The organism is Pseudomonas sp. P4795 (assembly GCF_048822895.1).
Classification (GTDB): domain Bacteria; phylum Pseudomonadota; class Gammaproteobacteria; order Pseudomonadales; family Pseudomonadaceae; genus Aquipseudomonas.
Genome location: NZ_JBMFBT010000004.1, coordinates 642,071 through 667,082 on the forward strand (window position 1 = coordinate 642,071; position 25,012 = coordinate 667,082).

Annotated in this window: 23 protein-coding genes; 19 read left to right on the forward strand and 4 right to left on the reverse strand. The window is 60.0% G+C overall.

The genetic code is table 11. The features are described from left to right. Positions 1-126 precede the first annotated feature (126 nt). The 3 genes from ACOI8A_RS15005 to ACOI8A_RS15015 are packed head-to-tail and all read left to right on the forward strand — an operon-like array spanning position 127 to position 2,583. Positions 127-1,146 (forward strand): aminoglycoside phosphotransferase family protein, encoded by a 1,020-nt coding sequence (locus tag ACOI8A_RS15005; protein WP_420647201.1) that lies wholly within the window; start codon positions 127-129, stop codon positions 1,144-1,146. Further along, positions 1,143-1,814 (forward strand): N-acetylmuramate alpha-1-phosphate uridylyltransferase MurU, encoded by a 672-nt coding sequence (murU, locus tag ACOI8A_RS15010; protein WP_420647200.1) that lies wholly within the window; start codon positions 1,143-1,145, stop codon positions 1,812-1,814. The genes ACOI8A_RS15005 and murU overlap by 4 nt, the downstream gene beginning before the upstream one ends. 1 nt (position 1,815) lies before the next feature. Beyond that, positions 1,816-2,583: a TerB family tellurite resistance protein gene (locus tag ACOI8A_RS15015; protein ID WP_420647199.1), complete on the forward strand. Its 768-nt coding sequence runs from the start codon at positions 1,816-1,818 to the stop codon at positions 2,581-2,583. 103 nt (positions 2,584-2,686) lie between these two features. Here the strand turns inward: ACOI8A_RS15015 and ACOI8A_RS15020 are convergent, their stop codons facing one another. Further along, positions 2,687-3,676: an alpha/beta hydrolase family protein gene (locus tag ACOI8A_RS15020; RefSeq protein ID WP_420647198.1), complete on the reverse strand. Its 990-nt coding sequence runs from the start codon at positions 3,674-3,676 to the stop codon at positions 2,687-2,689. A 73-nt stretch (positions 3,677-3,749) separates the two neighbouring features. Here ACOI8A_RS15020 and ACOI8A_RS15025 point away from each other — a divergent pair, with 73 nt between their 5' ends. The 10 genes from ACOI8A_RS15025 (at position 3,750) to trpE (ending at position 16,177) form a co-directional block, all read left to right on the forward strand. Then, positions 3,750-6,149 carry a PAS domain-containing sensor histidine kinase gene (locus ACOI8A_RS15025; RefSeq protein WP_420647197.1) on the forward strand — a complete coding sequence of 800 codons (2,400 nt, stop codon included), beginning with the start codon at positions 3,750-3,752 and terminating at the stop codon, positions 6,147-6,149. After that, a complete protein-coding gene (locus ACOI8A_RS15030) occupies positions 6,150-6,779 on the forward strand; it encodes a response regulator (RefSeq protein WP_223487535.1) in 630 nt (209 codons plus the stop codon). 345 nt (positions 6,780-7,124) lie between these two features. After that, positions 7,125-8,249: an ABC transporter ATP-binding protein gene (locus tag ACOI8A_RS15035; RefSeq protein ID WP_420647196.1), complete on the forward strand. Its 1,125-nt coding sequence runs from the start codon at positions 7,125-7,127 to the stop codon at positions 8,247-8,249. A gap of 48 nt (positions 8,250-8,297) precedes the next feature. Beyond that, entirely contained in the window at positions 8,298-9,341 is a 1,044-nt protein-coding gene (locus tag ACOI8A_RS15040) for an ABC transporter substrate-binding protein (RefSeq protein ID WP_420647195.1), read from the forward strand. 179 nt (positions 9,342-9,520) lie between these two features. After that, positions 9,521-10,768, forward strand: coding sequence for an ABC transporter permease (locus ACOI8A_RS15045; protein WP_420647194.1), 1,248 nt, complete (start codon positions 9,521-9,523; stop codon positions 10,766-10,768). 12 nt (positions 10,769-10,780) lie between these two features. Continuing rightward, a complete protein-coding gene (locus ACOI8A_RS15050; RefSeq protein WP_008084123.1) occupies positions 10,781-11,605 on the forward strand; it encodes an ABC transporter permease in 825 nt (274 codons plus the stop codon). A gap of 304 nt (positions 11,606-11,909) precedes the next feature. Further along, positions 11,910-13,058 carry an iron-containing alcohol dehydrogenase gene (locus ACOI8A_RS15055; RefSeq protein WP_420647193.1) on the forward strand — a complete coding sequence of 383 codons (1,149 nt, stop codon included), beginning with the start codon at positions 11,910-11,912 and terminating at the stop codon, positions 13,056-13,058. Between the two features lie 80 nt (positions 13,059-13,138). Beyond that, positions 13,139-13,813 carry a ribulose-phosphate 3-epimerase gene (gene rpe / locus ACOI8A_RS15060; RefSeq protein ID WP_420647192.1) on the forward strand — a complete coding sequence of 225 codons (675 nt, stop codon included), beginning with the start codon at positions 13,139-13,141 and terminating at the stop codon, positions 13,811-13,813. Next, the gene (locus ACOI8A_RS15065) at positions 13,810-14,628 is read left to right on the forward strand and encodes a phosphoglycolate phosphatase (protein WP_420647191.1); all 819 of its coding nucleotides are present in this window, start codon (positions 13,810-13,812) and stop codon (positions 14,626-14,628) included. The genes rpe and ACOI8A_RS15065 overlap by 4 nt, the downstream gene beginning before the upstream one ends. A gap of 70 nt (positions 14,629-14,698) precedes the next feature. Next, entirely contained in the window at positions 14,699-16,177 is a 1,479-nt protein-coding gene (gene trpE / locus ACOI8A_RS15070; RefSeq protein WP_420647190.1) for an anthranilate synthase component I, read from the forward strand. Positions 16,178-16,239: 62 nt separating this feature from the next. On the opposite strand, the gene estP is transcribed toward trpE, so the two are convergent. Beyond that, the gene (estP, locus tag ACOI8A_RS15075; protein ID WP_420647189.1) at positions 16,240-18,150 is read right to left on the reverse strand and encodes an esterase EstP; all 1,911 of its coding nucleotides are present in this window, start codon (positions 18,148-18,150) and stop codon (positions 16,240-16,242) included. Between the two features lie 403 nt (positions 18,151-18,553). Between estP and ACOI8A_RS15080 the strand changes: the two genes are divergently transcribed. The 4 genes from ACOI8A_RS15080 to ACOI8A_RS15095 all read left to right on the forward strand — a co-directional run bounded on the left by ACOI8A_RS15080 (position 18,554) and on the right by ACOI8A_RS15095 (position 21,876). Further along, positions 18,554-19,147: an aminodeoxychorismate/anthranilate synthase component II gene (locus tag ACOI8A_RS15080; RefSeq protein ID WP_420647188.1), complete on the forward strand. Its 594-nt coding sequence runs from the start codon at positions 18,554-18,556 to the stop codon at positions 19,145-19,147. A gap of 9 nt (positions 19,148-19,156) precedes the next feature. Then, positions 19,157-20,206, forward strand: a complete 1,050-nt coding sequence (trpD, locus tag ACOI8A_RS15085; protein WP_420647187.1) for an anthranilate phosphoribosyltransferase — start codon at positions 19,157-19,159, stop codon at positions 20,204-20,206. Beyond that, positions 20,203-21,039 carry an indole-3-glycerol phosphate synthase TrpC gene (gene trpC / locus ACOI8A_RS15090; RefSeq protein WP_420647186.1) on the forward strand — a complete coding sequence of 279 codons (837 nt, stop codon included), beginning with the start codon at positions 20,203-20,205 and terminating at the stop codon, positions 21,037-21,039. The genes trpD and trpC overlap by 4 nt, the downstream gene beginning before the upstream one ends. A 135-nt stretch (positions 21,040-21,174) precedes the next feature. Further along, on the forward strand, positions 21,175-21,876 hold the full coding sequence (locus ACOI8A_RS15095) for a lipoate--protein ligase family protein (RefSeq protein ID WP_420647185.1): 702 nt from the start codon (positions 21,175-21,177) through the stop codon (positions 21,874-21,876). Positions 21,877-21,885: 9 nt separating this feature from the next. On the opposite strand, the gene crp is transcribed toward ACOI8A_RS15095, so the two are convergent. Beyond that, positions 21,886-22,530: a cAMP-activated global transcriptional regulator CRP gene (crp, locus tag ACOI8A_RS15100; RefSeq protein ID WP_420647184.1), complete on the reverse strand. Its 645-nt coding sequence runs from the start codon at positions 22,528-22,530 to the stop codon at positions 21,886-21,888. Positions 22,531-22,763: 233 nt separating this feature from the next. Between crp and ACOI8A_RS15105 the strand changes: the two genes are divergently transcribed. Beyond that, on the forward strand, positions 22,764-23,186 hold the full coding sequence (locus ACOI8A_RS15105; RefSeq protein WP_007941657.1) for an OsmC family protein: 423 nt from the start codon (positions 22,764-22,766) through the stop codon (positions 23,184-23,186). 237 nt (positions 23,187-23,423) lie between these two features. After that, the gene (gene speD / locus ACOI8A_RS15110) at positions 23,424-24,218 is read left to right on the forward strand and encodes an adenosylmethionine decarboxylase (protein ID WP_420647183.1); all 795 of its coding nucleotides are present in this window, start codon (positions 23,424-23,426) and stop codon (positions 24,216-24,218) included. A gap of 104 nt (positions 24,219-24,322) precedes the next feature. Here speD and coq7 read toward each other — a convergent pair whose 3' ends face one another. Continuing rightward, positions 24,323-24,970, reverse strand: coding sequence for a 2-polyprenyl-3-methyl-6-methoxy-1,4-benzoquinone monooxygenase (gene coq7, locus ACOI8A_RS15115; RefSeq protein WP_420647182.1), 648 nt, complete (start codon positions 24,968-24,970; stop codon positions 24,323-24,325). Positions 24,971-25,012: the final 42 nt, after the last annotated feature.

Genomic DNA, 25,012 nt, shown 5'->3' on the forward strand with positions numbered 1-25,012 from the left:
TTAGTCCGGGCTTCCTGCGTGCCATCTGCCCGCGGTGTGGGCCGCACGCCTCTCGATGGTCTGAAAAAGATGCTGGATAATAAAGCATGACCCGCTTGACGGCTAGCGCCGTCGGAGACCCTTGCAATGCCTGACCAAGATGTACGCTTGCAACACCTGAAAGTTTGGCTCGATGAGCAACTGGCAAGCCTTTTTGCCGCGCAAGGCTGGGGCGCCGTACCCCCGGCCACGTTGACCGCGGCCAGCAGCGACGCGAGTTTTCGCCGTTACTTCCGCTGGGAAGGCGCGGGTCGCAGTTTTGTCGTGATGGACGCACCGCCACCCCAGGAAAACTGCAAACCGTTCGTGGATATCGCGTTTTTGCTGGCGAAATCCGGAATAAATGTTCCAAAAATTTACGCGGAAGACCTCGAACGCGGATTTCTTTTGCTCAATGACCTCGGCAACCAGACCTATCTGGATGTGATCAATGGCGAAAATGCCGACGATCTGTTCGACGACGCACTGCAAGCATTGCTGGCTTTCCAGCAGTTGCCAATGGTCGCGCCACTGCCGAGCTATGACGTGGCATTGCTGCGCCGCGAGCTGGAATTGTTCCCTGAGTGGTATGTGAAGCGTGAATTGGGTATCGAGTTCGATGCGGCTCAGCAGCAACTGTGGCAGCAGGTCAGCGATCTGCTGATCGACAGCGCTCTGGCTCAGCCGAAAGTCCTGGTGCACCGCGACTATATGCCACGCAACCTGATGCTCAGCGAACCGAATCCCGGCGTACTGGATTTCCAGGATGCGGTCTACGGCCCGGTGACCTACGACGTGACCTGCCTGTTCAAGGATGCCTTTCTCAGTTGGCCTGAAGAACGTGTGCGCGGCTGGCTGGAAATTTATTGGCAGCAAGCAGCAGCGTTGAACATTCCGGTGCAGCCGGACTTCGAAGACTTCCTGCGCGCCAGCGATCTGATGGGTGTGCAGCGTCATCTGAAAGTCATCGGCATTTTCGCGCGCATCTGCCACCGCGATGGCAAGCCGCGTTATCTGGCGGATGTGCCGCGTTTCTTTGCCTATATAGAAGCGGTGATCGCGCGGCGTCCTGAGCTGGCGGATCTGCAAGCGCTGTTGAGCAGCCTGCGCGGCGGAGTGACTGCATGAAAGCGATGATACTGGCGGCAGGCAAAGGCGAGCGCATGCGCCCGCTGACCCTGACCACCCCCAAACCGCTGGTGCGCGCTGGCGGGGTTCCCCTGATCGAATATCACCTGCGCGCCCTCGCGGCGGCGGGCTTCAACGAAATCGTGATCAACCACGCCTGGCTCGGTCAGCAGATCGAGGATTACCTGGGCGACGGCTCGCAGTTCGGCGTCAGCATCCAGTACTCGCCGGAAGGCGAACCTCTGGAAACCGGCGGCGGGATTTTCCGCGCCTTGCCGCTGCTCGGTAATGACGCGTTTCTGGTGGTCAACGGTGATATCTGGACCGATTACGACTTCAGCGTCTTGCATCAGCCGAGCAACGGCCTGGCGCATCTGGTGCTGGCGGACAACCCGGCGCATCACCCGACAGGCGATTTCATGCTGGTCGATGGTGAGGTGCAGGATGCTCAGCCCGGTGCTGCGACCCTGACCTACAGCGGCATCGCAGTCCTGCATCCGCAGTTGTTCGATGGCTGCACGGACGGCGCATTCAAACTCGCGCCGTTATTGCGTAAAGCCATGGGCGAAGGGCAGGTGACAGGCGAGCGTCTGAAAGGCCACTGGGTTGATGTCGGCACTCACGAGCGTCTGGCCGAAGCCGAAACCTTGATAGAAGCGAGTCGCTGATATGTTGTGGCCAGGGACTCTGATTGGAGCCGGAGCGGGTTTTGCGATTGCAAGCATTCCGGGGGCCATGCTTGGGGCTTTGTTGGGGCAAGCGCTGGATCGGCGCCTGCAACTGCAGAGCTGGGGGCATTTGCGGGAAAAACTCGGCGGCAAGCCGATGCTGCGCAACGACGAACTGCTGTTCGTGTTGCTCGGGCGGCTGGCCAAACGCGACGGACGCGTCACGGACGGGCATATTCAGCAGGCGCGACAGGAGATGCGCGCGTTGGAGATGAGCGAGCCGGCACAGCGCCGGGCGATTGCTGCGTTCAATCGCGGCAAGTCCGGCAGTGACAATTTGCGCGGTTATCTGCGGCGCTTGAGTGGTCAGCCGCACGCCGCCGAAGGTGTGTTGCGGGCCTGCTTGCGCATGGTCTGGGCCGATGGCCGGGCCGGTGCCAGTGAGCGTGAGTTGTTGGCGCAGTGGGGCAAATGGCTGGGCTGGAGCACTCATCAGATCCAGGCCTTGGCCGCTGATTACGAACCGAACAAGCGTCCGGTGGTGAGTGCTGCGCTGAGCTATCAGGAGGCGATGAGTCTGCTCGGGGTTTCAGCAAGCAGCGAGCCGGCGCAGATCAAGCGCGCTTATCGGCGCCTGCTCAGTCGGCATCATCCGGACAAAATTGCCGGGACGGGGGCGAGTCAGGCGCAGGTGCGTGACGCGACCGACAAGACCCGTGAGTTACATAGCGCGTATACGTTGATTCGAGAGCGCAGAGACTTTCGCTAACGGCTGAAGATCAAGAGATCGCAGCGTTCGGCAGCTCCTACAGGGTTCACATCAAACCCGTGTAGGAGCTGCCGAAGGCTGCGATCTTTTGCTTTTGCTGCAATCAGTCCGGGGTTTGCGGATTCAGGAACCCGCGCACGCGACGAAACAACTGTTCCTGCTCAGCCTTGTTGTCCGGCAACGCCTTGAGCGCCACCTGACTGAATGCCGGAGTCTTCAGACGCTTGCTCGCCTGCATCCGCTCCAGCGCGGCGTTGCGATCCAGCGGCTTGTCCATGTAGAAGAGGTCGGCGGTCGGCAGTTTCAGGGTCGGCGTCAGTTCCACCAGTTCCGGCTTGGCCTTCGGCGGAACCTGCGCTGCAACCATCAGAAATTTTGCCACTTGCGATGTCTGCCGCTCACTCAGATAACGCGCCGCCCAATAGGCGCCGGTGCCGTGACCGAGTACGACGATGCTGCGGGCACTTTGCGATTCAGCGTAGGCAATCGCAGCGTCGATGCGCGCGAAAATTCGTTCGGCGTCAGCCTTGGACTGCTCTTCAGCGGTTTCGGCAACCACCTTGTCAGCGACATCGGCTTCACCGCCCGCGGCTTGCTCGATCGGCTGGGCGGTGGTCGAGTCCTTGCTGCCGGGGTCGGCGGGTTTCGGCGCGACCGGGGTTTCAACTACGCGCGGTGCGATGGCTTCGCTTTGCTGATCGGGCAGGGTGATACTCAGGCTGCTCCACTTGGCATCCGGCAGTTTTTGCCGCAGCGGACCGATGGCTTGCGGCCAGTCAGCGGTTTCGCCTGCGCCTGGGATGATGATCACCGCGCCCTCGGGTTCGGCGACATTGGCCGGCTTCCACAGGGCGAGGAAGGTGTCGCTGCCTGCCTGCAACTGCTGCTGTTCCTGGGCTGGAACCGTGCGTTCGAGTGCAGCGGCTTCTTCCTGACTACGCTCAAGCAGTGGCGAGCGTTCGACCGGTTTTTCTGCAGCGGATTTCTCCGTTGCAGCGGCGGGCGCCGGATCGGCGGCTTCGACGGAAAACGCACTAGGCAGGATCAGCGACAGGCACAATGCTGGCATTGCCAGGCGGGAGACAGGGGGCATCGGTTATTCCAGGCCAGAAAGTATCCCGGCAGCCTAATGGGTTGGTCAGAATTTGTCAGTGTATGAGACTTCAATGATGCGTTTTTGCTGCCTGTGGGTTATCGGCTGTTTGTGCATTCCCTTGATGGGCTGGGCGGCGCCTGCGCCACCGAAGCACAGCGCGCAGTTGTCGGCGAGCCAGCAAGAGTGGTTGGCGCAGCACAGCGAGTTGCGCGTCGGGCTGGTGTTGCAGATGCCCTATGCGCAATACGACCGGCGCTTGCAGCGTCTGTCCGGGGCTAATGTCGAGTTGATGAAGTGGCTGGCCCAGGCGCTGAACATCGAGCTGAGCTGGCGCAATTTTCCAGACCTGGCGCAATTGGAAGCCGCGGTGCGTGACGGCGAGGTCGACATCGCTCCGGGTCTGACTCAGACGCCGGGTGCGCTGCGCCTGTGGCAATTCTCCGACCCGTACATGCGCGTGCCGCAACTGGTGGTCAGCGACCAGAAGGCCAGCGGCGCGGTGGAGCTGGAAAAACTCGACAGTCAGACTCGCGTCGCGGTGCGCATGCCGAGCGTCACCGCCGATTATCTGCGTGGCAATTATCCGCATCTGAATCTGCAAGGCGTGCCGCTGGAGCGCCAGGCCTTACAACTGTTGTTGAGTCAGCAAGCGTCGTACGCGGTGGTCGATGAGGCGCAGCTTGGACGACTGTCGGCGGAACCGGAGTTCGCCGGGTTGGTGGTGGTCGGTGACATTGGCCTGCCGCAATTGCTGCGGGTTGCCACCCGACGTGACTGGCCGCAACTGGCGGGGATCGTCGAAAGCGGCTTGCGCGCGATCCCGGCCAAGGATCTGGAACGCTTGCACACACAATGGTTGCAGCCTAAATATCCGCGTCTTACCGAGTCGCCGGGCTTCTGGCAGAACCTCAGCCTGTTGTTCGCTGTGCTGTTGCTCAGTTGCGCCGCAATTGTGTGGTGGCAAAGGCGTCAGCAACACAGCCTTGAGCTACGCCTGCTCGCGGCGCGCGAGGACATTGCTCAGCGTGCGGCAAGCGAGGAAGCGCTTCGTCTGACGCAGTTTTCTATCGATCAAAGTACCGTGGGTATTCTCTGGGTCAATTGGGACAGCCACGTGCGCTACGCCAACCGCGCGGCCGAAAACATGCTCGGTTATCCGCAGGGCGCGCTGATCGAGCGGCCGCTGATTGACTTCGAACCCGGCCTGCACATGGATCGCTGGCTCAACCTGTGGAAACGCGCCCGCGCCAGCGAAGAAGGGCCGCTAAGCTTTGAAACCAACTGCGTGTGCGCCGATGGCAGCGTGTTGCCGGCCGATGTGTCGCTGAGCTTCCTGCGTTTTCGCGACAGCGAATATCTGGTGGTTTACCTGACTGACGTCACCGAGCGCCGTCGCGCGTTGGCCGCGTTGCAGGAAAGCGAAGCACGTTTGCAGGGCATTGCCGCCAATGTGCCGGGTCTGGTATTCCGACTGGAGCGGGCGCCGGTCACGGGGCAGATCGACTTCGCCTACATCAGCGAGGGCAGCGAAAGTCTGGTGGGCTATGCGCCGGCAACCATTGCCCATCGCGACATGGGCCTGCGCAGTCTGGTGCACCCGGATGACAAGGCCAGTTATCACCGGACTCAGGATCAGGCGCTGGACACTGACAGCGACTGGACTTGGCAGGGGCGGATTGTCACCCGTCACGGCGAGCAGCGCTGGGCCGAAATCAAAGCGATCACGCGGCAGTTGGAGGATGGCGCCTACGTTTGGGACGGCATTGTCTGGGACATCAGCGAGAGCAAACGCATCGAACTGGAACTGGCCGCATCGCGCGAGCAACTGCGCGAACTGTCGGCGCACCTTGAAAGCGTGCGCGAAGAAGAAAAGGCGCGGATTGCCCGTGAAGTGCACGATGAGCTGGGGCAGATGCTCACGGTGTTGAAACTGGAGACATCGATGTGCGAACTGGCCTACGCGCAACTTGATCCCGGTCTGAACGAACGGCTGAACAGCATGAAGCGCCTGATCGCCCAGTTGTTTCAACTGGTGCGCGATGTGGCAACGGCGTTGCGTCCACCGATTCTCGATGCCGGCATTGCGTCGGCGATTGAATGGCAGGCGCGGCGTTTTGAAGCGCGTACGCAGATTCCGTGTCTGGTGCAGGTGCCGGACAACCTGCCGCCGCTCAGCGACGCCAAGGCCATCGGGCTGTTCCGGATCTTGCAGGAGGCGCTGACCAACGTCATGCGCCACGCTCAGGCGCATACTGTGGAACTGACGCTGGCGCTGGAAGGCGACGAATTGTGTCTGACGGTCAGCGATGATGGCGTAGGATTTGTCGCCGCTGGCGGTCGGCCGACTTCCTTCGGGGTGGTCGGAATGCGCGAACGCGTGTTGATCATGGGCGGGCAGTTGGCGCTGGACAGTCAGCCGGGTGAAGGCACGACCCTGAGTGTGCGAGTGCCGCTGGATGAGGAGAAGTAAGTGATCCGTGTACTGGTAGCCGAAGACCACACCATCGTCCGTGAAGGCATCAAGCAATTGATCGGCCTGGCCAAAGATCTGCTGGTGGTGGGGGAGGCGAGCAATGGCGAACAACTGCTCGAGACTCTGCGCCATGTGCCGTGCGAAGTCGTGTTGCTGGACATCTCGATGCCCGGTGTAAACGGCCTCGAGGCGATCCCGCGAATTCGTGCGCTGAACAATCCACCGGCAATTCTGGTGCTGTCGATGCACGACGAAGCGCAAATGGCCGCGCGAGCGTTGAAGGTCGGCGCCGCCGGGTATGCGACCAAGGACAGTGATCCGGCGCTGCTGCTGACGGCGATCCGCAAGGTCGCGGCGGGTGGGCGCTATATCGATCCGGATCTGGCCGATCGCATGGTCTTCGAAGTCGGCCTGACCGATGCGCGGCCGTTGCATTCATTGCTCTCGGAGCGCGAGTTTTCGGTGTTCGAGCGCCTCGCCCAAGGCGCCAACGTCAACGATATCGCCCAGCAACTGGCCCTGAGCAGCAAGACCATCAGCACGCACAAGGCACGGCTGATGCAAAAGCTCAACATCACTTCGCTGGCCGAACTGGTGAAGTACGCGATGGAACACAAACTTCTCTGACTGCTCGCACAATTCCCCTGTAGGAGCTGCCGCAGGCTCGGGCCGCGATCGGACGATCTTTTGATCTTTAGCAGCAAGATCAAAAGATCGCAGCCTCGTTGCACTCGACAGCTCCTACAGCTTTGGGTGGGCATATCCATTAGCGACAGCGGCTTTTGCCTGTGCTGGCGGCTTGTAGCTTCAAGCTTGCCGCTGACTTGCCCAAACGCGCCATCCTTGTAGGGCAATCCCTACCCGCAACCTTCCATCCCGCTGAGGCGATTCTCTCCTGCACCCCGATTTGCGTGACTGCCGCCAGCCACTAGGCTTGATACACAAGCAGTCATCAACAACAAAGGTGTGGGTATGAGCCAGGTCGATTCAAACGCAGGGGCCAGTGACGTGCTGGTCAGCTTTCGTGGAGTGCAGAAGAGCTACGACGGCGAGAACCTGATCGTCAAAGACCTCAACCTGGATATTCGCAAGGGCGAATTCCTCACCCTGCTCGGGCCGTCCGGTTCGGGCAAGACCACCAGCCTGATGATGCTCGCCGGTTTCGAAACGCCGACCGCCGGGGAAATTCTGCTGGCGGGGCGTTCGATCAACAACGTGCCGCCGCACAAGCGCGACATCGGCATGGTGTTCCAGAACTACGCGCTGTTCCCGCACATGACCGTTGCCGAAAACCTCGCTTTCCCGCTGACCGTGCGCGGCCTGAACAAAAGCGACGTCAGCGATCGGGTGAAGAAAGTCCTGAGCATGGTGCAGCTCGACGCCTTCGCCCAGCGCTATCCGGCGCAACTCTCCGGCGGTCAGCAACAGCGTGTGGCACTGGCCCGCGCCTTGGTGTTCGAACCGCAACTGGTGCTGATGGACGAACCGCTCGGCGCCCTCGACAAGCAACTGCGTGAACACATGCAGATGGAAATCAAACACCTGCACCAGCGCCTCGGCGTGACCGTGGTCTACGTAACCCACGATCAAGGCGAAGCGCTGACCATGTCTGACCGCGTCGCGGTGTTCCATCAGGGCGAGATCCAGCAGATCGCACCGCCGCGCACCCTCTACGAAGAACCGAAAAACACCTTCGTCGCCAACTTCATCGGCGAGAACAATCGACTCAACGGGCGTCTGGTCAGTCAGAGCGGTGAGCGCTGCGTGGTCGAGCTGGGCCGTGGGGAAAAGGTCGAGGCATTGGCGGTCAACGTCGGCCAGACCGGCGAACCGGTGACCCTGTCGATCCGTCCGGAGCGCGTCAGCCTCAACGGTTCGAGCGATCAATGCGTCAACCGCTTCTCCGGGCGAGTGGCCGAATTCATCTATCTGGGCGACCACGTCCGGGTTCGCCTGGAAGTCTGCGGCAAGACCGACTTCTTCGTGAAACAACCGATTGCCGAGCTCGATCCAGCGCTCGCCGTCGGCGACGTGGTACCGCTTGGCTGGCAGGTCGAACACGTTCGCGCGCTCGATCCACTTCTAGAGGCGCATTAATCGCCCCGGCAACACCAACACCAACCCTGCACGTGGAGAGAACAATAAATGTTGAGATCCCTGAAGTTCACAGCCCTGATCCTGGGCCTGATGGGTGCGGCCAGCGCAATGGCCGCCGGCCCGGATCTGACCGTGGTGTCGTTTGGCGGGGCGAATAAGGCGGCGCAAGTCAAAGCCTTCTACGCACCGTGGGAAGCGGCGGGCAACGGCAAGATCGTCGCTGGCGAGTACAACGGCGAGATGGCCAAGGTCAAAGCCATGGTCGATACCAAAAGTGTGTCGTGGGACCTGGTGGAAGTTGAATCGCCGGAACTGTCCCGTGGTTGCGATGAAGACATGTTCGAGCAGCTCGACCCTGCGCTGTTCGGCAAGACCGAAGATTACGTCAAGGGCGCAATCCAGCCGTGTGGCGTGGGCTTCTTCGTGTGGTCGACCGTGCTCGCCTACAACGCCGACAAGCTGAAAACCGCGCCAACCAGCTGGGCAGACTTCTGGGACACCAAGAAATTTCCGGGCAAGCGTGGCCTGCGCAAAGGCGCCAAATACACTCTCGAATTCGCCTTGATGGCCGATGGTGTTGCGCCGAAAGATGTCTACAAGGAATTGGCGAGCAAGGGTGGTCAGGATCGCGCGTTCAAGAAACTTGATGAGCTGAAACCGAGCATTCAATGGTGGGAAGCCGGCGCGCAACCGCCGCAGTACCTGGCTTCCGGTGACGTGGTGATGAGCTCCGCCTACAACGGCCGCATCGCTGCAGTGCAGAAAGAATCCAACCTGAAAGTGGTGTGGAACGGCGGCATCTACGACTTCGACGCATGGGCCATCCCGAAAGGTCTGGACGCCAAGCGTGCGGAAGCTGCGAAGAAATTCATCGCGTTCTCGGTACAGCCGCAGCAGCAGAAGACCTACTCGGAAAACATCGCCTACGGCCCGGCCAACACCCAAGCCGTGCCGCTGCTGGCCAAGGATGTCCTGAAAGACATGCCGACCACTCCGGAAAACATCGCCAACCAGGTGCAGATCGACGTCAGCTTCTGGGCTGACAACGGCGAGCAACTGGAGCAGCGCTTTAACTCCTGGGCTGCGAAATAACCAAAACTCCAACTTCTGGACTGAACTGTTGTGGCGAGGGAGCTTGCTCCCGCTGGGTTGCGAAGCAGCCCCAAAATACTTGTGAGTGCTGCGCACTCAAGCGGGAGCAAGCTCCCTCGCCACACAAGCCAATTCCCACAGGTTGTATGAATTAGAAAGATCGATTTGCGGAGTACGTCATGGCCATCGCCGTTCCCCTGAACGCGGGCAACAGCCCCACTTTGAAGCAGCGGCTCAAGCGCGCCGAGCGGGTCAACCGCTGGAAAGCCCAGGCACTGATCGCGCCGCTGGTGCTGTTTCTGTTGCTGGTGTTCCTGGTGCCGATTGTGGCGCTGCTCTACAAAAGTGTTGGCAACCCGGAAGTGGTCGGCGGCATGCCGCGCACCGTGGCGGCCATCGCCAGTTGGGACGGCCGCGGCCTGCCCGCTGAGCCAGTGTACAAAGCCGCCAGCGAAGACCTCGCCGAAGCCCGCAAAAACCAGACCCTGGGCGATCTGTCCAAGCGCTTGAACATGGAGTTGGCCGGCTATCGCAGCCTGCTGACCAAAACCGCCCGCGCGCTGCCATTCGCCAGCGAACCGGCCTCTTATAAAGAAGCACTGGAAGCCCTTGATGAACGCTGGGGCGACCCGGCCTATTGGCAAGCGGTGCGCCGTAACACTAGTAACATCACGCCGTATTACTTGTTGGCATCGGTTGATCACCGCATCGACGACCTCGGCGAAATCGCCCCGGCCACTCCGGATCAGGCGATCTACCTCGACATCTTCGCCCGCACGTTCTGGATGGGCCTGGTCATCACCGTGATCTGCCTGGTCCTCGCCTATCCGCTGGCCTACCTGCTGGCGAACCTGCCGTCGCGCCAGAGCAACCTGCTGATGATTCTGGTGTTGCTGCCGTTCTGGACCTCGATCCTGGTGCGCGTCGCGGCGTGGATCGTGCTGCTGCAATCGGGCGGATTGATCAACAGCGGGCTGATGGCCATGGGCATCATCGATAAGCCGCTGGAGCTGGTGTTCAACCGCACCGGAGTCTACATCTCGATGGTGCACATCCTGCTGCCGTTCATGATCCTGCCGATCTACAGCGTGATGAAAGGCATCTCGCCAACCTATATGCGTGCCGCGATTTCCCTTGGCTGCCACCCGTTCGCCAGTTTCTGGCGGGTGTATTTCCCGCAGACCTATGCCGGTATCGGCGCCGGGTGCCTGCTGGTGTTCATCCTCGCCATCGGCTACTACATCACCCCGGCGCTGCTCGGCAGCCCGAACGATCAAATGGTCAGCTACTTCGTCGCCTTCTACACCAACACCAGCATCAACTGGGGCATGGCCACCGCACTTGGCGGGTTGTTGCTGCTGGCGACCGTGGTGCTTTATCTGATCTACAGCTGGCTGGTGGGCGCCAGTCGCCTGCGCCTGAGCTAAGGGGAATTTGAAATGCTGAGTCCTTACATGTCGCCCATCGAACGGGTGTGGTTCTACAGCCTGCGGATTCTCTGCGGCCTGATCCTGTTGTTCCTGATCCTGCCGGTGCTGGTGATCATTCCGCTGTCGTTCAACTCAGGCAGTTTTCTGGTGTACCCGCTGCAAGGTTTTTCGTTGCAGTGGTATCACGACTTCTTCGCCTCGGCGGAATGGATGCGTGCGCTGAAGAACAGCATCATCGTCGCCCCTGCCGCGACCGTGTTGGCGATGATCTTCGGCACGCTGGCGGCGATTGGCCTGACCCGTGGAGATTTTCCTGGCAAGGCGCTGGTGATGGCGCTGGTGATTTCGCCGATGGTGGTGCCGGTGGTGATCATTGGTGTGGCGAGTTATCTGTTCTTCGCACCGTTGGGCTTGGGCAACAGCTTCTTCTCGCTGATCGTGGTGCACGCGGTGCTGGGCGTGCCGTTTGTGATCATCACTGTGTCGGCGACCTTGCAGGGCTTCAACCATAATCTGGTGCGAGCGGCGGCCAGTCTCGGTGCTTCGCCGCTGACCGCGTTTCGTCGGGTGACCTTGCCATTGATTGCGCCGGGGGTTATTTCCGGTGCGCTGTTTGCCTTTGCGACTTCGTTTGATGAGGTCGTGGTGACGTTGTTTCTGGCAGGGCCGGAGCAGGCGACTTTGCCGCGGCAGATGTTTAGCGGGATTCGCGAGAACCTCAGTCCGACCATCGCCGCTGCGGCAACCCTGCTTATCGCATTTTCGGTAATTCTGTTGCTGACGCTGGAATGGTTGCGTGGCCGCAGCGAAAAACTGCGCACCGCTCAGGTTTAAGGGCCAGATCAAGAGCTTACCCCCTCACCCCAACCCTCCCGAAACGTCGGACCGCCCCCAAGGGGGCGAGGGGGGAAGGGAGCAGATCTTCATGGTTCTCAAAGCCTGAGTTCGGCTCGGTAATTCAGGTCGATGTACCTCGAGAGTACACCTCGGTCAGTCCCCTCTCCCTCCGGGAGAGGGCTAGGGTGAGGGGTTCTTGATCTTGCTCTTCACCCCACCATTCACAGTCTGAATACCAGACAACCCCAAATCCCAAGCTAATCTTGTGCCCAGCTCCCACATCTATAAGAGGCTGCGCACCATGAGTCTTTCCTCGTTCAAAATCGCCCACAAGCTGATCACCGGCGCCGCCGCCATCGAGCTGCTCGCCGCCGAACTCACGCGACTCGACATCGACAACCCGCTGATCGTTACCGACGCCGCGCTGGTCAAATCCGGCACGGTCGAGCTGGCACTGGCGCATCTCGGCGGGCGTAGTTACGAAATCTTCGACCGCGTGCTGCCAGACCCGGAAATCGCCATCGTCGAGGACTGCATGCGCGTTTACCGCGAAGGCGGGCATGACGGTTTGATCGGGCTGGGCGGCGGTAGCGCCATCGACATCGCCAAAAGCGTCGCTGCGTATGCCGGTTATCACGGCGCGCTGGAAGATTTATTCGGCGTTGATCAGGTGCCGCGCAAAGGCCCGCCGCTGATCGCCATTCCGACCACCGCCGGTACCGGTTCGGAAGTCACCAACGTGGCGATTCTCTCGGACAAGCTCGCGCAATTGAAGAAGGGCATCGTCAGCGATTATCTGCTGCCGGACGTGGCGCTGGTCAGTCCGCAAATGACCCTGACCTGCCCACGCAGCGTGACTGCTGCCAGTGGTGTCGATGCGCTGGTGCACGCGATCGAATCCTACCTGTCATTGAATGCCTCGCCGATCACCGATGCGCTGGCGATCGGCGCGATCAAGTTGATCGCCAAATCCTTGCCCAAGGCCTACGCCAATCCGTCCAACCTGCAAGCCCGCGAAGACATGGCCACCGCCAGCCTGATGGCCGGCATGGCGTTCGGTAATGCCGGGGTTGGCGCGGTGCATGCGCTGGCCTATCCGCTCGGTGGGCGTTTCAACATTGCCCACGGCGTGAGCAATGCGCTGCTGCTGCCGTACGTCATGACCTGGAACAAGATGGCCAGCGTCGAACGCATGCAGGATATCGCCGAAGCCATGGGAGTGAAGACCGCTCATCTGAGTCTCAACGAGGCGGCGGACAGTGCGGTGCGGGCCATGACCGATCTGTGTGCGGCGGTGGAAATCCCCCAAGGCCTGCGTAGTTTCGGCGTGCCGGAAGATGCCATCCCGGCCATGGCCGTGGAGGCCGCGGGCATCGAGCGTCTGATGCGCAATAACCCGCGCAAGCTCAGCGCTGCGGATATCGAGAAGATTTACCGCGCCGCCTACTGATCATCGCAGTCACGGTGCGCGCGCGGAAACTTGAGGTATACAATGCGCGCCATCGTGATTTAGCTCAGAAAAGGTGCGTCATGCAGCCCTTCGTAATTGCTCCTTCGATTCTCTCCGCCGACTTCGCCCGCCTCGGCGAAGAAGTGGACAACGTTCTGGCCGCCGGTGCCGACTTCGTCCACTTCGATGTCATGGACAACCACTACGTGCCCAACCTGACCATCGGCCCGATGGTTTGCGCGGCACTGCGCAAGTACGGCGTTACCGCGCCAATCGATGCACACCTGATGGTCAGCCCGGTGGATCGCATCGTTGGCGATTTCATCGAAGCCGGCGCGACCTATATCACCTTCCACCCGGAAGCCACGCAACACGTCGACCGTTCGCTGCAGTTGATCCGTGAGGGCGGCTGCAAATCCGGCCTGGTGTTCAACCCGGCAACCTCGCTGGACGTGCTCAAGTACGTGATCGACAAGGTCGACATGGTCTTGCTGATGAGCGTCAACCCGGGCTTCGGCGGGCAGAAATTCATTCCCGGCACCCTCGACAAACTGCGTGAAGCGCGCGCAATCATTGATGCGTCGGGGCGTGACATTCGTCTGGAAATCGACGGCGGGGTCAACGTCAACAACATCCGTGAAATCGCTGCTGCCGGCGCAGACACCTTTGTGGCCGGCTCGGCGATTTTCAACGCGCCGAACTATCAGGAAGTCATCGACAAGATGCGTGCCGAACTGGCGCTGGCGCGTCCATGAGCGGTTTTGAGCAGCTGTTCCCGGGCAAACTGCCACGGTTGGTGATGTTCGATCTGGATGGCACGCTGATCGATTCGGTCCCCGACCTGGCGGTGGCGGTGGACCACATGCTGCTCAGCCTCGGGCGTAAACCGGCCGGTCTCGAATCGGTGCGCGAGTGGGTCGGCAACGGCGCGCCAGTGCTGGTGCGCCGCGCGCTGGCCGGTGGCATCGAGCATTCCTCGGTGGATGACGTCGAAGCCGAGCACGCACTGGAAGTGTTCATGGAAGCTTACGGCGCCAGCCATGAGCTGACCGTGGTCTATCCCGGCGTGCGCGACACCCTGAAATGGCTGCACAAGCAAGGCGTGGCCATGGCGCTGATCACCAACAAGCCGGAGCGTTTCGTCGCGCCGCTGCTGGATCAGATGAAGATCGGCCGCTACTTCAAGTGGATCATCGGCGGCGACACCCTGCCGCAGAAAAAACCTGATCCGGCTGCGCTGTTCTTCGTGATGAAAATGGCCAACATCCCGGCCTCGCAATCGCTGTTCGTCGGCGACTCGCGCAGCGATGTACTGGCGGCGAAAGCGGCGGGGGTCAAGTGTGTCGCGTTGAGTTATGGCTACAACCACGGCCGGCCGATTGCCGAGGAATCGCCGACGCTGGTGATCGATGATCTGCGCAGACTAATTCCCGGTTGCCTGGATACGGCCGCTGGGATAACGTTGCCCGACGCTGTTCAACCCCCTGCTGGAAACGCCATCGTGGTGGTCACTCGCAAACTCTGGATGAAAGTCATCAAGGCCCTGGCCCGCTGGCGTTGGCGCGCCTGACTGGTTCCTGGCCGGCCTGCCGGCACGTTTGCACACCTGACTGATTGCACCTCACACCACGAGGCACACCATGATCCGCGAAGAATTCCTGCGTTTGGCCGCTGCCGGCTATAACCGTATCCCGTTGGCCTGCGAAACTCTGGCCGACTTCGACACGCCGCTGTCGATCTACCTGAAACTGGCCGACCAGCCCAACTCCTACCTGCTCGAATCGGTGCAGGGCGGCGAGAAATGGGGCCGCTATTCGATCATCGGTCTGCCGTGCCGCACCGTGCTGCGGGTTCACGACCATCACGTCAGCATCACCGTCGATGGCGTCGAGACTGAAAGCCACGATGTCGAGGACCCGTTGGCTTTCGTCGAAGACTTCAAAGCGCGCTACAACGTGCCGACCATCGCCGGTCTGCCGCGTTTCAACGGTGGGCTGGTGGGTTACTTCGGCTACGACTGCGTGCGCTACGTCGAGAAACGCCTCGGCAAATGCCCGAACCCGGATCCGCTGGGCGTGCCGGACATTCTGCTGATGGTCTCCGACGCGGTAGTTGTTTTCGACAACCTCGCCGGCAAGATGCACGCGATCGTGCTGGCCGACCCGGCGCAGGGCGATGCCTACGAGCAAGGTCAGGCGCGGTTGCAGGAATTGCTGGAGCAACTGCGCCAGCCGATCACCCCGCGCCGCGGTCTGGATTTCAGCAAGCAGCAAGCGGCCGATCCGATCTTCCGCTCCAGCTTCACCCAGAGTGACTACGAAAAAGCCGTCGACACCATCAAGGAATACATCCTCGCCGGTGACTGCATGCAGGTCGTGCCGTCGCAGCGCATGTCGATCGACTTCAAGGCTGCACCGATCGATCTGTACCGCGCGCTGCGTTGCTTCAACCCGACGCCTTATATGTACTTCTTCAACTTCGGCGACTTCCACGTCGTCGGCAGTTCGCCGGAAGTGCTTGTGCGGGTTGAAGACAACCTGATCACCGTGCGGCCGATTGCCGGTACGCGTCCGCGTGGCGCGACCGAAGAAGCCGATCTGGCGCTGGAAGAAGACTTGCTCTCGGATGACAAAGAGATCGCCGAGCATTTGATGCTGATCGATCTGGGGCGCAACGACACGGGTCGCGTCTCGGAAATCGGTTCGGTGAAGCTCACCGAGAAAATGGTCATCGAGCGTTATTCCAACGTGATGCACATCGTGTCCAACGTCACCGGCCAGTTGAAAGCCGGGCTGACGGCGATGGATGCACTGCGGGCGATTCTGCCGGCGGGCACCTTGTCCGGCGCGCCGAAGATCCGCGCGATGGAAATCATCGACGAGCTGGAACCGGTCAAACGTGGCGTGTATGGCGGCGCGGTCGGTTACTTCGCGTGGAACGGCAATATGGACACCGCGATTGCGATTCGTACCGCTGTGATCAAAAACGGCGAACTGCATGTGCAGGCCGGTGGCGGCATCGTTGCCGACTCGGTGCCGGCGCTGGAATGGGAAGAAACCCTGAACAAGCGCCGCGCGATGTTCCGTGCCGTGGCACTGGCTGAACAGACTCCGGACTGATTGATCGGCATAAAAAAACGCGGCGCCCGCAAGGACGCTGCGTTTTTTATTGCCTGCTGTTTTTAGAAGTCCAGCGCTACGCCAAGGTTGATCCCTTGCTGGGTAAAGTCATCATCCTTGCGGATGTTGTAGCTGGCGCGTAATGCCAGGTCTTTGGTGAGGTTGTGGCTCACGCCCAGGTTCAAGCGATTGAGGTTGGTCTGCGGGGTGTAGCCGTCCAGGGTGTAGTGATTGTTCGGCAGGCTGTTGAGACTCATCGTCACATCCTGAGTGTCGTCGTTGTACTCGCGCTCATGCGCGAGCTCGCCGAACACCTGGGTTTGCGCGGTAATCTGGTACTTGCCCTGAATACCAACACCGAGACGCCGGGAGATGCGCGACTGGTCATCGAAGGTCAGCGCGGTGGAGTCAGCGCCGTTTTCGGAGTAGCCATCGACTTCAACCTTGGCGAAATCTGCGCTGACAAATGGCGACAGGTGCCATGGGCTGCTTGCCTCTGGCGCGATGTCGTAACCGACGCGACCGCTGAAGGCCAGCACGTAGCCGTCGGTGTCACCTTTCTCGCCACGTTCGTTGACGCCGAGCTGGAATTTACGTTTCAGGCTGTCGTAGTCCAGATGCCCAGCCGTCACAGCCGCATCACCCCACCAGCGATTCTGCTGATACTGAGCGAAAGCGGTGCCCATGTAGGTGTTGAGCTTGTAGTCCGAATCGTTATCGCCTGCTTCTAGTTTCTGGTTGTAGAAACCTGCGGCCAGACCAACGCGCCACGCGTCATTCAGGCGATAGCTGCCACCGACGTTGAGGTTGTAGCCATTGCCGTCGGCGCTGGCGCCGCTGTCCTGGGTGTCGAAGTCCTGACGCTGGCCGCCACCGGCGACAATAGCCCGCCATTGACCCACGCCTTGCCAGTTCTGCCAGTCGGCCAGCCACTGGTTACGCAGCTCATCCTGATGCGAACGCAGCGTTCCTTGGGCCATTTGTGGCAGCAGGGTGGCTTCCCATGGTGCGGACAACAGCGAATAGGTGTAGTCGGCAATCAGACGCTGGCCGGCTTCGGTCGGGTGCACCGCATCGTTGTAGATCAACTTGGTCGGATCCGGCGTAGCACTGTTAATGCCGTACCGCGCATTTTCGGTGCAACCGCTGCCGCTGAAGCAAGTGGCGCTGAGGTTCTGGTCTGTGGCCAGGCCGAACTGTCCCGGGTTGGCGAATGACTCTTTGAGCAGCACCGGAATGTTCAGTGGAATGATGTTGGCGTTGATGCCCTGCAACTGGCTGACCAGTTCAGTGTTGAACTGCGCGCTGAGCTGCGAAGTGAATGCTTGTAGCGGCGAGCCGTTGAAGGCCGGGGTGAAGCCGATGTCCGGCAGCAGCCAGACCACGATGTAACGGGCGCCGGCCTGCTGCAGGGTTTGCGCACTGCTGGCGAGACGATCAGCTGCGGCACCGGCCTGCGCAAGATTTGTCACGCGGCCCTGAAGGAAATCATTGCCACCGCCGGACAGGTAATACAGCGCATTCGGATCCGCGCGAAAGCCGCTCGACGGCAGATAACCAGCGCGGGTGCGTTCGCCAGTGGCGGATTGCGTGGTGATCGAATCGAGAATCTGGTCGGTGCGATAACCGCCGACCGCCCAGTTGTTGCCGTCGGGCAAGCCTTCGCCAGCGCGTACTGCCGATGAAGAGGACGCTGTCTGGTCCGGTGAGAACCCGAGTTTGCCGCCGAGAATCTGCGTGGCGTTCAGCGAGCGCAATTCCCCGCTGCCATCCAGATACACCGGGCCGGTGCGGTTGGTGTAGCGCTGAGTAGCGCCCGCGGGGCCTCCGCTGTCGGCGAAGGTGCCGGCGTCGTTCAGGCTGTCGCCGAAGACGATGAAATTCGAGTAAGGATTAGGTGCGGCATTCGCCTGGGCGCAGGCCATTGCGAGCAGGCATCCGGCGAGCGGTACAAACAACGTCTGTTTGATCATGAGCAAGTCCGTTTATTTATTGTTGTAGTGAACGAAACGACAGTACCAAAAACTTCCGGCGTTTTGCCATCGGTCGCGAGCCTTCAAATTGATTTATCCCACGCCGGCCGCGCCTTATTGCACGCTCCGCCCAGCTAAGTTACTGTGCCGAGACGTATGAATGAGACCTTCCCCGTGTTGATCGTCAGCAAACTTCCGGATCAAGTCATCAAGGCACACGCCCGTTGGCGTTGGCGCGCCTGAATCTTTCTGCCGGCCCGGCCGGATCTGTATCGCTTTGCCTTCCTTGCTCGTTTGAAATGCCGCTTTGCCGCCGCTTCTCGCGTCCGACATCGTGCAGCGCCCTGCGGGCAAGTCATCTGAAGGCTGTCTTCAAGTCAGAATTCAAGAGGTTCGAAACGCCATGTTGCTGATGATCGACAACTACGACTCCTTTACTTACAACGTTGTGCAATACCTCGGCGAGCTGGGTGCCGAAGTCAAAGTCGTGCGCAACGACGAACTGACCATCGCCGAAATCGAAGCGCTCAACCCTGAGCGTATCGTGGTGTCCCCCGGTCCGTGCACACCGACCGAAGCCGGCATCTCCATCGAAGCCATCAAGCACTTCGCCGGCAAATTGCCAATCCTCGGCGTGTGTCTCGGCCACCAGTCCATCGGCCAGGCCTTTGGCGGTGACGTGATCCGCGCCCGCCAGGTGATGCACGGTAAGACTAGCCCGGTATTCCACGAGGACAAGGGCGTGTTCGCTGGTCTGAACAACCCGCTGACCGTCACGCGTTACCACTCGCTGATCGTCAAGCACGAAACCTTGCCTGATTGCCTGGAACTGACCGCGTGGACGCAACACGCTGACGGCGCGGTCGACGAAATCATGGGCCTGCGTCACAAGACCCTGAACATTGAGGGCGTACAGTTCCACCCTGAATCGATCCTCACCGAACAGGGCCATGAACTGTTTGCCAACTTCCTCAAACAAACCGGCGGCGCGCGCTAAGGACTTCCCATGAATATCAAGACAGCCCTGAGCCGTATCGTCGATCACCTTGACCTCAGCACCGATGAAATGCGCGACGTGATGCGCGAAATCATGACCGGCCAATGCACTGACGCGCAGATCGGCGCGTTCATGATGGCCATGCGCATGAAGAGCGAAAGCATCGACGAAATCGTCGGCGCCGTTTCGGCCATGCGCGAGCTGGCGGATACCGTTGAGCTGAAGACCCTCGACGGCGTGGTCGATGTGGTCGGCACCGGTGGTGACGGGGCGAACATTTTCAACGTGTCCACTGCGTCTTCCTTTGTGGTCGCAGCGGCTGGTTGCACCGTTGCCAAGCACGGTAACCGTGCGGTATCCGGCAAGAGCGGCAGTGCCGACTTGCTCGAAGCGGCCGGCATCTACCTCAACCTGACGCCGGTTCAAGTCGCCCGTTGCATCGACAACGTCGGCATCGGTTTCATGTTTGCCCAGACCCATCACAAAGCCATGAAGTACGCCGCCGGCCCGCGCCGCGATCTCGGCCTGCGCACCTTGTTCAACATGCTCGGCCCGCTTACGAATCCGGCCGGTGTCAAACACCAGGTAGTCGGCGTATTCACCCCTGCGCTGTGCCGACCATTGGCTGAAGTCTTGCAGCGTCTGGGCAGCAAACACGTGCTGGTGGTGCATTCGAAGGACGGGCTGGACGAGTTCAGCCTCGCCGCGCCGACCTTCGTTGCTGAGCTGAAGAATGATCAGATCACTGAGTATTGGGTCGAGCCGGAAGATCTCGGCATGAAGAGCCAGAGCTTGCACGGCCTGTCGGTCGATGGCCCGGAGGCTTCGCTGGCGCTGATCCGCGATGCACTGGGCAAGCGCAAAACCGAGAACGGCCAGAAAGCCGCCGAAATGATTGTGCTCAACGCCGGTGCAGCGCTGTACGCCGCCGACGTCGCCAGCAGTTTGAAACAAGGTGTCGAGCTTGCGCACGACGCTTTGCACACCGGCCTCGCTCGGGAAAAACTCGAGGAGTTGGGTGCCTTTACCGCGGTATTCAGAGTGGAGAATGAGGGATGAGTGTACCGACGGTTCTGGAAAACATTCTGGCGCGCAAAGTTCAGGAAGTCGCCGAGCGTAGCGCTCGTGTCAGCCTGAGCGAGCTGGAAAGTCTGGCCAAGGCGGCCGATGCACCCCGTGGATTTGCCCAGGCATTGCTGGCGCAGGCCAAGAAGAAACAACCGGCCGTGATCGCCGAAATCAAGAAGGCTTCACCGAGCAAAGGCGTGATCCGCGAGGATTTCGTGCCAGCCGACATCGCTAATAGCTACGAGAAGGGCGGGGCGACTTGCCTGTCGGTGCTGACCGATATCGACTATTTCCAGGGCGCGGACGCTTACCTGCAACAGGCGCGCGCGGCGTGCAAATTGCCGGTGATCCGCAAGGACTTCATGATCGATCCCTACCAGATCATCGAAGCCCGTGCCTTGGGCGCCGATTGCGTGCTGTTGATCGTCTCCGCACTGGACGACGTGAAAATGGCCGAACTGGCAGCCGTGGCCAAAGGTGTTGGTCTGGATGTTCTGGTGGAAGTGCACGACGGCGATGAGCTGGAGCGCGCGCTGAAAACTCTCGACACGCCGCTGGTCGGGGTTAACAACCGTAACCTGCACACCTTCGAAGTCAGCCTGGAAACCACTCTTGATCTGCTGCCGCGCATTCCGCGTGATCGTCTGGTGATTACCGAGAGCGGGATTCTTAACCGGGCCGATGTCGAGCTGATGGAAATCAGCGACGTGTATGCGTTCCTGGTCGGCGAAGCGTTCATGCGCGCCGAGAGTCCTGGTCTTGAATTACAGCGCCTGTTCTTCCCGGAGCGTGGTACTGCGGTAATCGGGTCGACCCTCGACTGATTCGATCCAGAGCGAGTCGACTCATTCGCGAGCAAGCTCGCTCCCACATTGGAATGCATTTCCCCTGTGGGAGCGAGCTTGCTCGCGAAAAGGCCCTCACAATCTCTAAAGATTCCAGATCTGCCGGAGCCCTCCATGTCGCTGCCAACCTCCCTGACTATCGAAGCCGGCCTGCAAGCCGAACAGGATCTGCTGGCCTCGGTCTGTGCCGGCGACGCCGAATTCGGCCTGCTGTTCTGGCAACCCAGCGACCGCGCGCTGGTCATGCCTCGTCGCTTGAACCGTCTACCTGAATTCGATCACGCCTGCGCAGTCTCGGCCGCCGCTGGCTGGCCGGTACTGTTGCGCGAAACCGGCGGCGAGCCGGTGCCACAATCCGCAGCCACCATCAACATTGCTCTGGTTTACGCACCACCACGCAGCGAAGGCGATCTGAATCGCATCGAAACCGGTTACCGGCGTCTGTGCGACCCGATCTGTGAGTTGCTGGATGAGTTGGGCGGCACAGCGTCGGTGGGCGAAATCGACGGCGCATTTTGCGATGGCCGGTTCAACGTCAACCTCGACGGACGCAAAATGGTCGGCACCGCGCAGCGCTGGCGTCAGAGCCAGGGCGGTCAGCGTCCGGTGGGGTTGGTGCACGGTGCGATGCTGATTGATGACGAGCGCGAATCGATGATTGCGGCGGTCAATCGCTTCAATCAGGCGTGCGATCTTGAGCAGCGGGTGCGGGCAGAAAGCCACATCGCGCTGCACGAGAAATTCTCGGCGCCAGATGCACTGGCGCGGCTCGATGAATTGTTCCGTTTGATGCTGGCGCAGATGTACGCCAGCTAGATAGCGCGCTTAACGCGTACCGAAGACCACCATGGTCTTGCCTTTGACGTCTACCAGGTTGCGTTCTTCAAGATCCTTGAGCACGCGACCGACCATCTCCCGCGAACAGCCGACAATCCGCCCAATTTCCTGACGAGTCACCTTGATCTGCATGCCGTCCGGGTGGGTCATTGCATCTGGCTGTTTGCACAATTCCAGCAGGCAGCGGGCAACCCGCCCGGTCACGTCGAAGAACGCCAGATCGCCGACCTTGCGCGTGGTGTTGCGCAGGCGTTGTGCGATTTGTCCGCTGAGGACGTAAAGAATGTCCGGGTCCTGCTGCGACAATTCGCGGAATTTCACGTAGCTGATTTCCGCGACTTCGCATTCGACCTTGGCCCGCACCCAGGCACTGCGTTGCTGTTCCTGCCCTGCCTGTTCAAACAGGCCTAGCTCGCCGAAGAAATCCCCGGCATTGAGGTAGGCGATGATCATCTCGCGGCCGTCGTCATCCTCGATCAGGATCGTCACCGAACCCTTGATGATGAAGTACAGCGTATCGGAGCGATCACCCGCGCAGATGATGTTGCTCTTGGCCGCATGACGGCGGCGCTGGCAGTGCATCAACAGCTTGTCGAGGTTCTTGATTTTGGGTGTGGGGGTAATACCAACCATGGTTGTATCCCGAAAAGACTGCACGGTAATGTTTGATTTTTTATGGGGCGCTGAAACGGACGTTACCCGGCTGGCAGGCGCCAGCGAATTGGCGCCAGCTTACCAGACACTTCCTTGAAGATTCGAGAAATTACCTACGTTATAGACGCATCCGTCCGACGTGCACGCCGCGCTGTCGGAGCAAAACCCTGTGCTAAGCTGGCGACCCTTTTTTATACAGTGGAGTCTTGGCGATGAAGGCACGCATCCAATGGGCTGGCGAAGCCATGTTCCTCGGCGAATCCGGCAGCGGTCATGTGGTGGTCATGGACGGTCCGCCGGACGCCGGTGGTCGTAATCTGGGTGTCCGCCCGATGGAAATGCTCCTGCTCGGTGTTGGCGGTTGCAGCAACTTCGACGTGGTGAGCATTCTGAAGAAGTCGCGTCAGGCGGTTGAAAGCTGCGAAGCCTTCCTCGAAGCCGAGCGCGCGACTGAAGATCCGAAAGTCTTCACCAAGATCCACATGCACTTCGTGGTCAAGGGTCGTGGCCTGAAAGAAGCCCAGGTCAAACGCGCCATCGAGCTGTCGGCAGAGAAATATTGCTCGGCCTCGATCATGCTCGGCGCGGCTGGCGTGGCGATCACCCACGACTACGAAATCATCGAACTCGGTTGAACCGACATTCAACTATCATAAAAGCAGTGCAGACTCTGGCGATCCCCCGCTGACGTCTGCATAATGCGCCACTTTTTTCAGGGCAGTGATCGGTCAGTCGACGGATCATCCGCCTGAACAGATAACCAAAATCGCCATCGCGAAGAGGTGTTAACCGTCCTACGCAGGTGCGTTGTTCGCATTTGACGGGCATGCTTGATCACGCGGCCATGCCGCATACATAGAGAGTTTTTAACGGTGAAAAGCAAACTCAAGCTCCACGGGTTCAATAACCTGACAAAGACCTTGAGCTTCAACATCTATGACATCTGCTACGCGGAAACCCCGCAAGACCAGCAGGCTTACGTCGAGTACATCAATCAAGAGTACAACGCCGAACGCCTGACGCAGATTCTCACAGAAGTTGTCGAGATCATTGGTGCCAACATTCTGAACATTGCGAGTCAGAACTATGAGCCTCAGGGTGCCAGCGTCACGATTCTGATCTCGGAAGAGCCGGTGACCCCGACCGAAAGCCAGATCGAAGAGTCCCCAGGCCCACTGCCAGAAATCATCCTGGCCCACCTCGACAAGAGCCATATCACGGTGCATACCTACCCGGAAATCCATCCGGATGCAGGCATTGCGACTTTCCGTGTGGACATCGATGTGTCGACGTGTGGTGTCATTTCACCGCTTAAAGCACTCAACTTCCTGATTCACCAGTTCGATTCGGACATCGTGACCGTGGATTATCGTGTGCGCGGCTTCACACGTGACGTTGAAGGCAAAAAGCACTTCATCGACCACGAGATCAATTCGATCCAGAACTACCTTTCCGAAGACACGCGCGGCGCGTACCAGATGACCGACGTGAACGTGTACCAGGAGAACCTGTTCCACACCAAAATGTTGTTGAAGAACTTCGAACTGGATAACTACCTGTTCGGCGACGCCACCAACAACCTGTCCTCTGAGCAACGCGCCCAGGTGACGGAGCGTGTGAAACACGAAATGCTCGAGATTTTCTACGCTCGCAACATGCCGAGCTAAGAAATCGAGGCACAAAAAAGGCGACTGTCTCAGGACCGTCGCCTTTTTTATTGCTTGTGGGAGCTGGCCTGCCAGCGATGAGTGCCCGTCTGGCACTACCGCTGTCAGATTCTGTAGGTACTCTTGGTCATCACCTTGGCCAGAATACTCATACCGAACTTCACCGGCGCCGGGAAACGGAAACCACCAGCCTCCAGCGCGCTCTCGGCGTGATGCTCTTCATCAATGCGCATCTGCTGCAGAATCGCCCGGGACTTTTCGTCCTCCGCTGGCAATTGCTCCAGATGTTCGTTCAAGTGTTTGCACACCTGATGCTCGGTCGCCGCGACGAAACCGAGGCTGACCTTGTCGCTGATCAAACCGGCGACAGCGCCGATGCCGAACGACATGCCGTAAAACAGTGGGTTGAGCACGCTGGTGTGGCTGCCCAACTGATGAATGCGTTGTTCGCACCACACCAGATGATCAATTTCTTCTTCCGCCGCATGCTCCATGGCCGCGCGCACTTGCGGGAGCTTGGCGGTCAACGCCTGGCCTTGATACAGCGCCTGGGCACAGACTTCACCGGTATGGTTGATGCGCATCAGACCGGCGACATGGCGAGTGTCTTCGTCGCTCATCTGCACGTCCGGCTGCACGATAGCCGGGGACGGACGGTACGGCTGACCGCTGAATGGCAGCAGGGTGCGCATCGCGGCATCGGCTTGCAGCAGAAGTCGGTCAATCGGCGAGTAGTGACGTTGGGTAGTCATGCTGACCTCCGGGAAGAATCTCGACGGCCAGTTTAACCGAAT

What these genes read in the sequence shown, in the direction of transcription:
- ACOI8A_RS15005 (WP_420647201.1), top strand. Translation starts at nt 127, where the DNA reads ATGCCTGACCAAGATGTACGCTTGCAACACCTGAAAGTTTGGCTCGAT.
- murU (WP_420647200.1), top strand. Translation starts at nt 1,143, where the DNA reads ATGAAAGCGATGATACTGGCGGCAGGCAAAGGCGAGCGCATGCGCCCG.
- ACOI8A_RS15015 (WP_420647199.1), top strand. Translation starts at nt 1,816, where the DNA reads ATGTTGTGGCCAGGGACTCTGATTGGAGCCGGAGCGGGTTTTGCGATT.
- ACOI8A_RS15020 (WP_420647198.1), bottom strand. Translation starts at nt 3,676, where the DNA reads ATGCCCCCTGTCTCCCGCCTGGCAATGCCAGCATTGTGCCTGTCGCTG.
- ACOI8A_RS15025 (WP_420647197.1), top strand. Translation starts at nt 3,750, where the DNA reads ATGATGCGTTTTTGCTGCCTGTGGGTTATCGGCTGTTTGTGCATTCCC.
- ACOI8A_RS15035 (WP_420647196.1), top strand. Translation starts at nt 7,125, where the DNA reads ATGAGCCAGGTCGATTCAAACGCAGGGGCCAGTGACGTGCTGGTCAGC.
- ACOI8A_RS15040 (WP_420647195.1), top strand. Translation starts at nt 8,298, where the DNA reads ATGTTGAGATCCCTGAAGTTCACAGCCCTGATCCTGGGCCTGATGGGT.
- ACOI8A_RS15045 (WP_420647194.1), top strand. Translation starts at nt 9,521, where the DNA reads ATGGCCATCGCCGTTCCCCTGAACGCGGGCAACAGCCCCACTTTGAAG.
- ACOI8A_RS15050 (WP_008084123.1), top strand. Translation starts at nt 10,781, where the DNA reads ATGCTGAGTCCTTACATGTCGCCCATCGAACGGGTGTGGTTCTACAGC.
- ACOI8A_RS15055 (WP_420647193.1), top strand. Translation starts at nt 11,910, where the DNA reads ATGAGTCTTTCCTCGTTCAAAATCGCCCACAAGCTGATCACCGGCGCC.
- rpe (WP_420647192.1), top strand. Translation starts at nt 13,139, where the DNA reads ATGCAGCCCTTCGTAATTGCTCCTTCGATTCTCTCCGCCGACTTCGCC.
- ACOI8A_RS15065 (WP_420647191.1), top strand. Translation starts at nt 13,810, where the DNA reads ATGAGCGGTTTTGAGCAGCTGTTCCCGGGCAAACTGCCACGGTTGGTG.
- trpE (WP_420647190.1), top strand. Translation starts at nt 14,699, where the DNA reads ATGATCCGCGAAGAATTCCTGCGTTTGGCCGCTGCCGGCTATAACCGT.
- estP (WP_420647189.1), bottom strand. Translation starts at nt 18,150, where the DNA reads ATGATCAAACAGACGTTGTTTGTACCGCTCGCCGGATGCCTGCTCGCA.
- ACOI8A_RS15080 (WP_420647188.1), top strand. Translation starts at nt 18,554, where the DNA reads ATGTTGCTGATGATCGACAACTACGACTCCTTTACTTACAACGTTGTG.
- trpD (WP_420647187.1), top strand. Translation starts at nt 19,157, where the DNA reads ATGAATATCAAGACAGCCCTGAGCCGTATCGTCGATCACCTTGACCTC.
- trpC (WP_420647186.1), top strand. Translation starts at nt 20,203, where the DNA reads ATGAGTGTACCGACGGTTCTGGAAAACATTCTGGCGCGCAAAGTTCAG.
- ACOI8A_RS15095 (WP_420647185.1), top strand. Translation starts at nt 21,175, where the DNA reads ATGTCGCTGCCAACCTCCCTGACTATCGAAGCCGGCCTGCAAGCCGAA.
- crp (WP_420647184.1), bottom strand. Translation starts at nt 22,530, where the DNA reads ATGGTTGGTATTACCCCCACACCCAAAATCAAGAACCTCGACAAGCTG.
- ACOI8A_RS15105 (WP_007941657.1), top strand. Translation starts at nt 22,764, where the DNA reads ATGAAGGCACGCATCCAATGGGCTGGCGAAGCCATGTTCCTCGGCGAA.
- coq7 (WP_420647182.1), bottom strand. Translation starts at nt 24,970, where the DNA reads ATGACTACCCAACGTCACTACTCGCCGATTGACCGACTTCTGCTGCAA.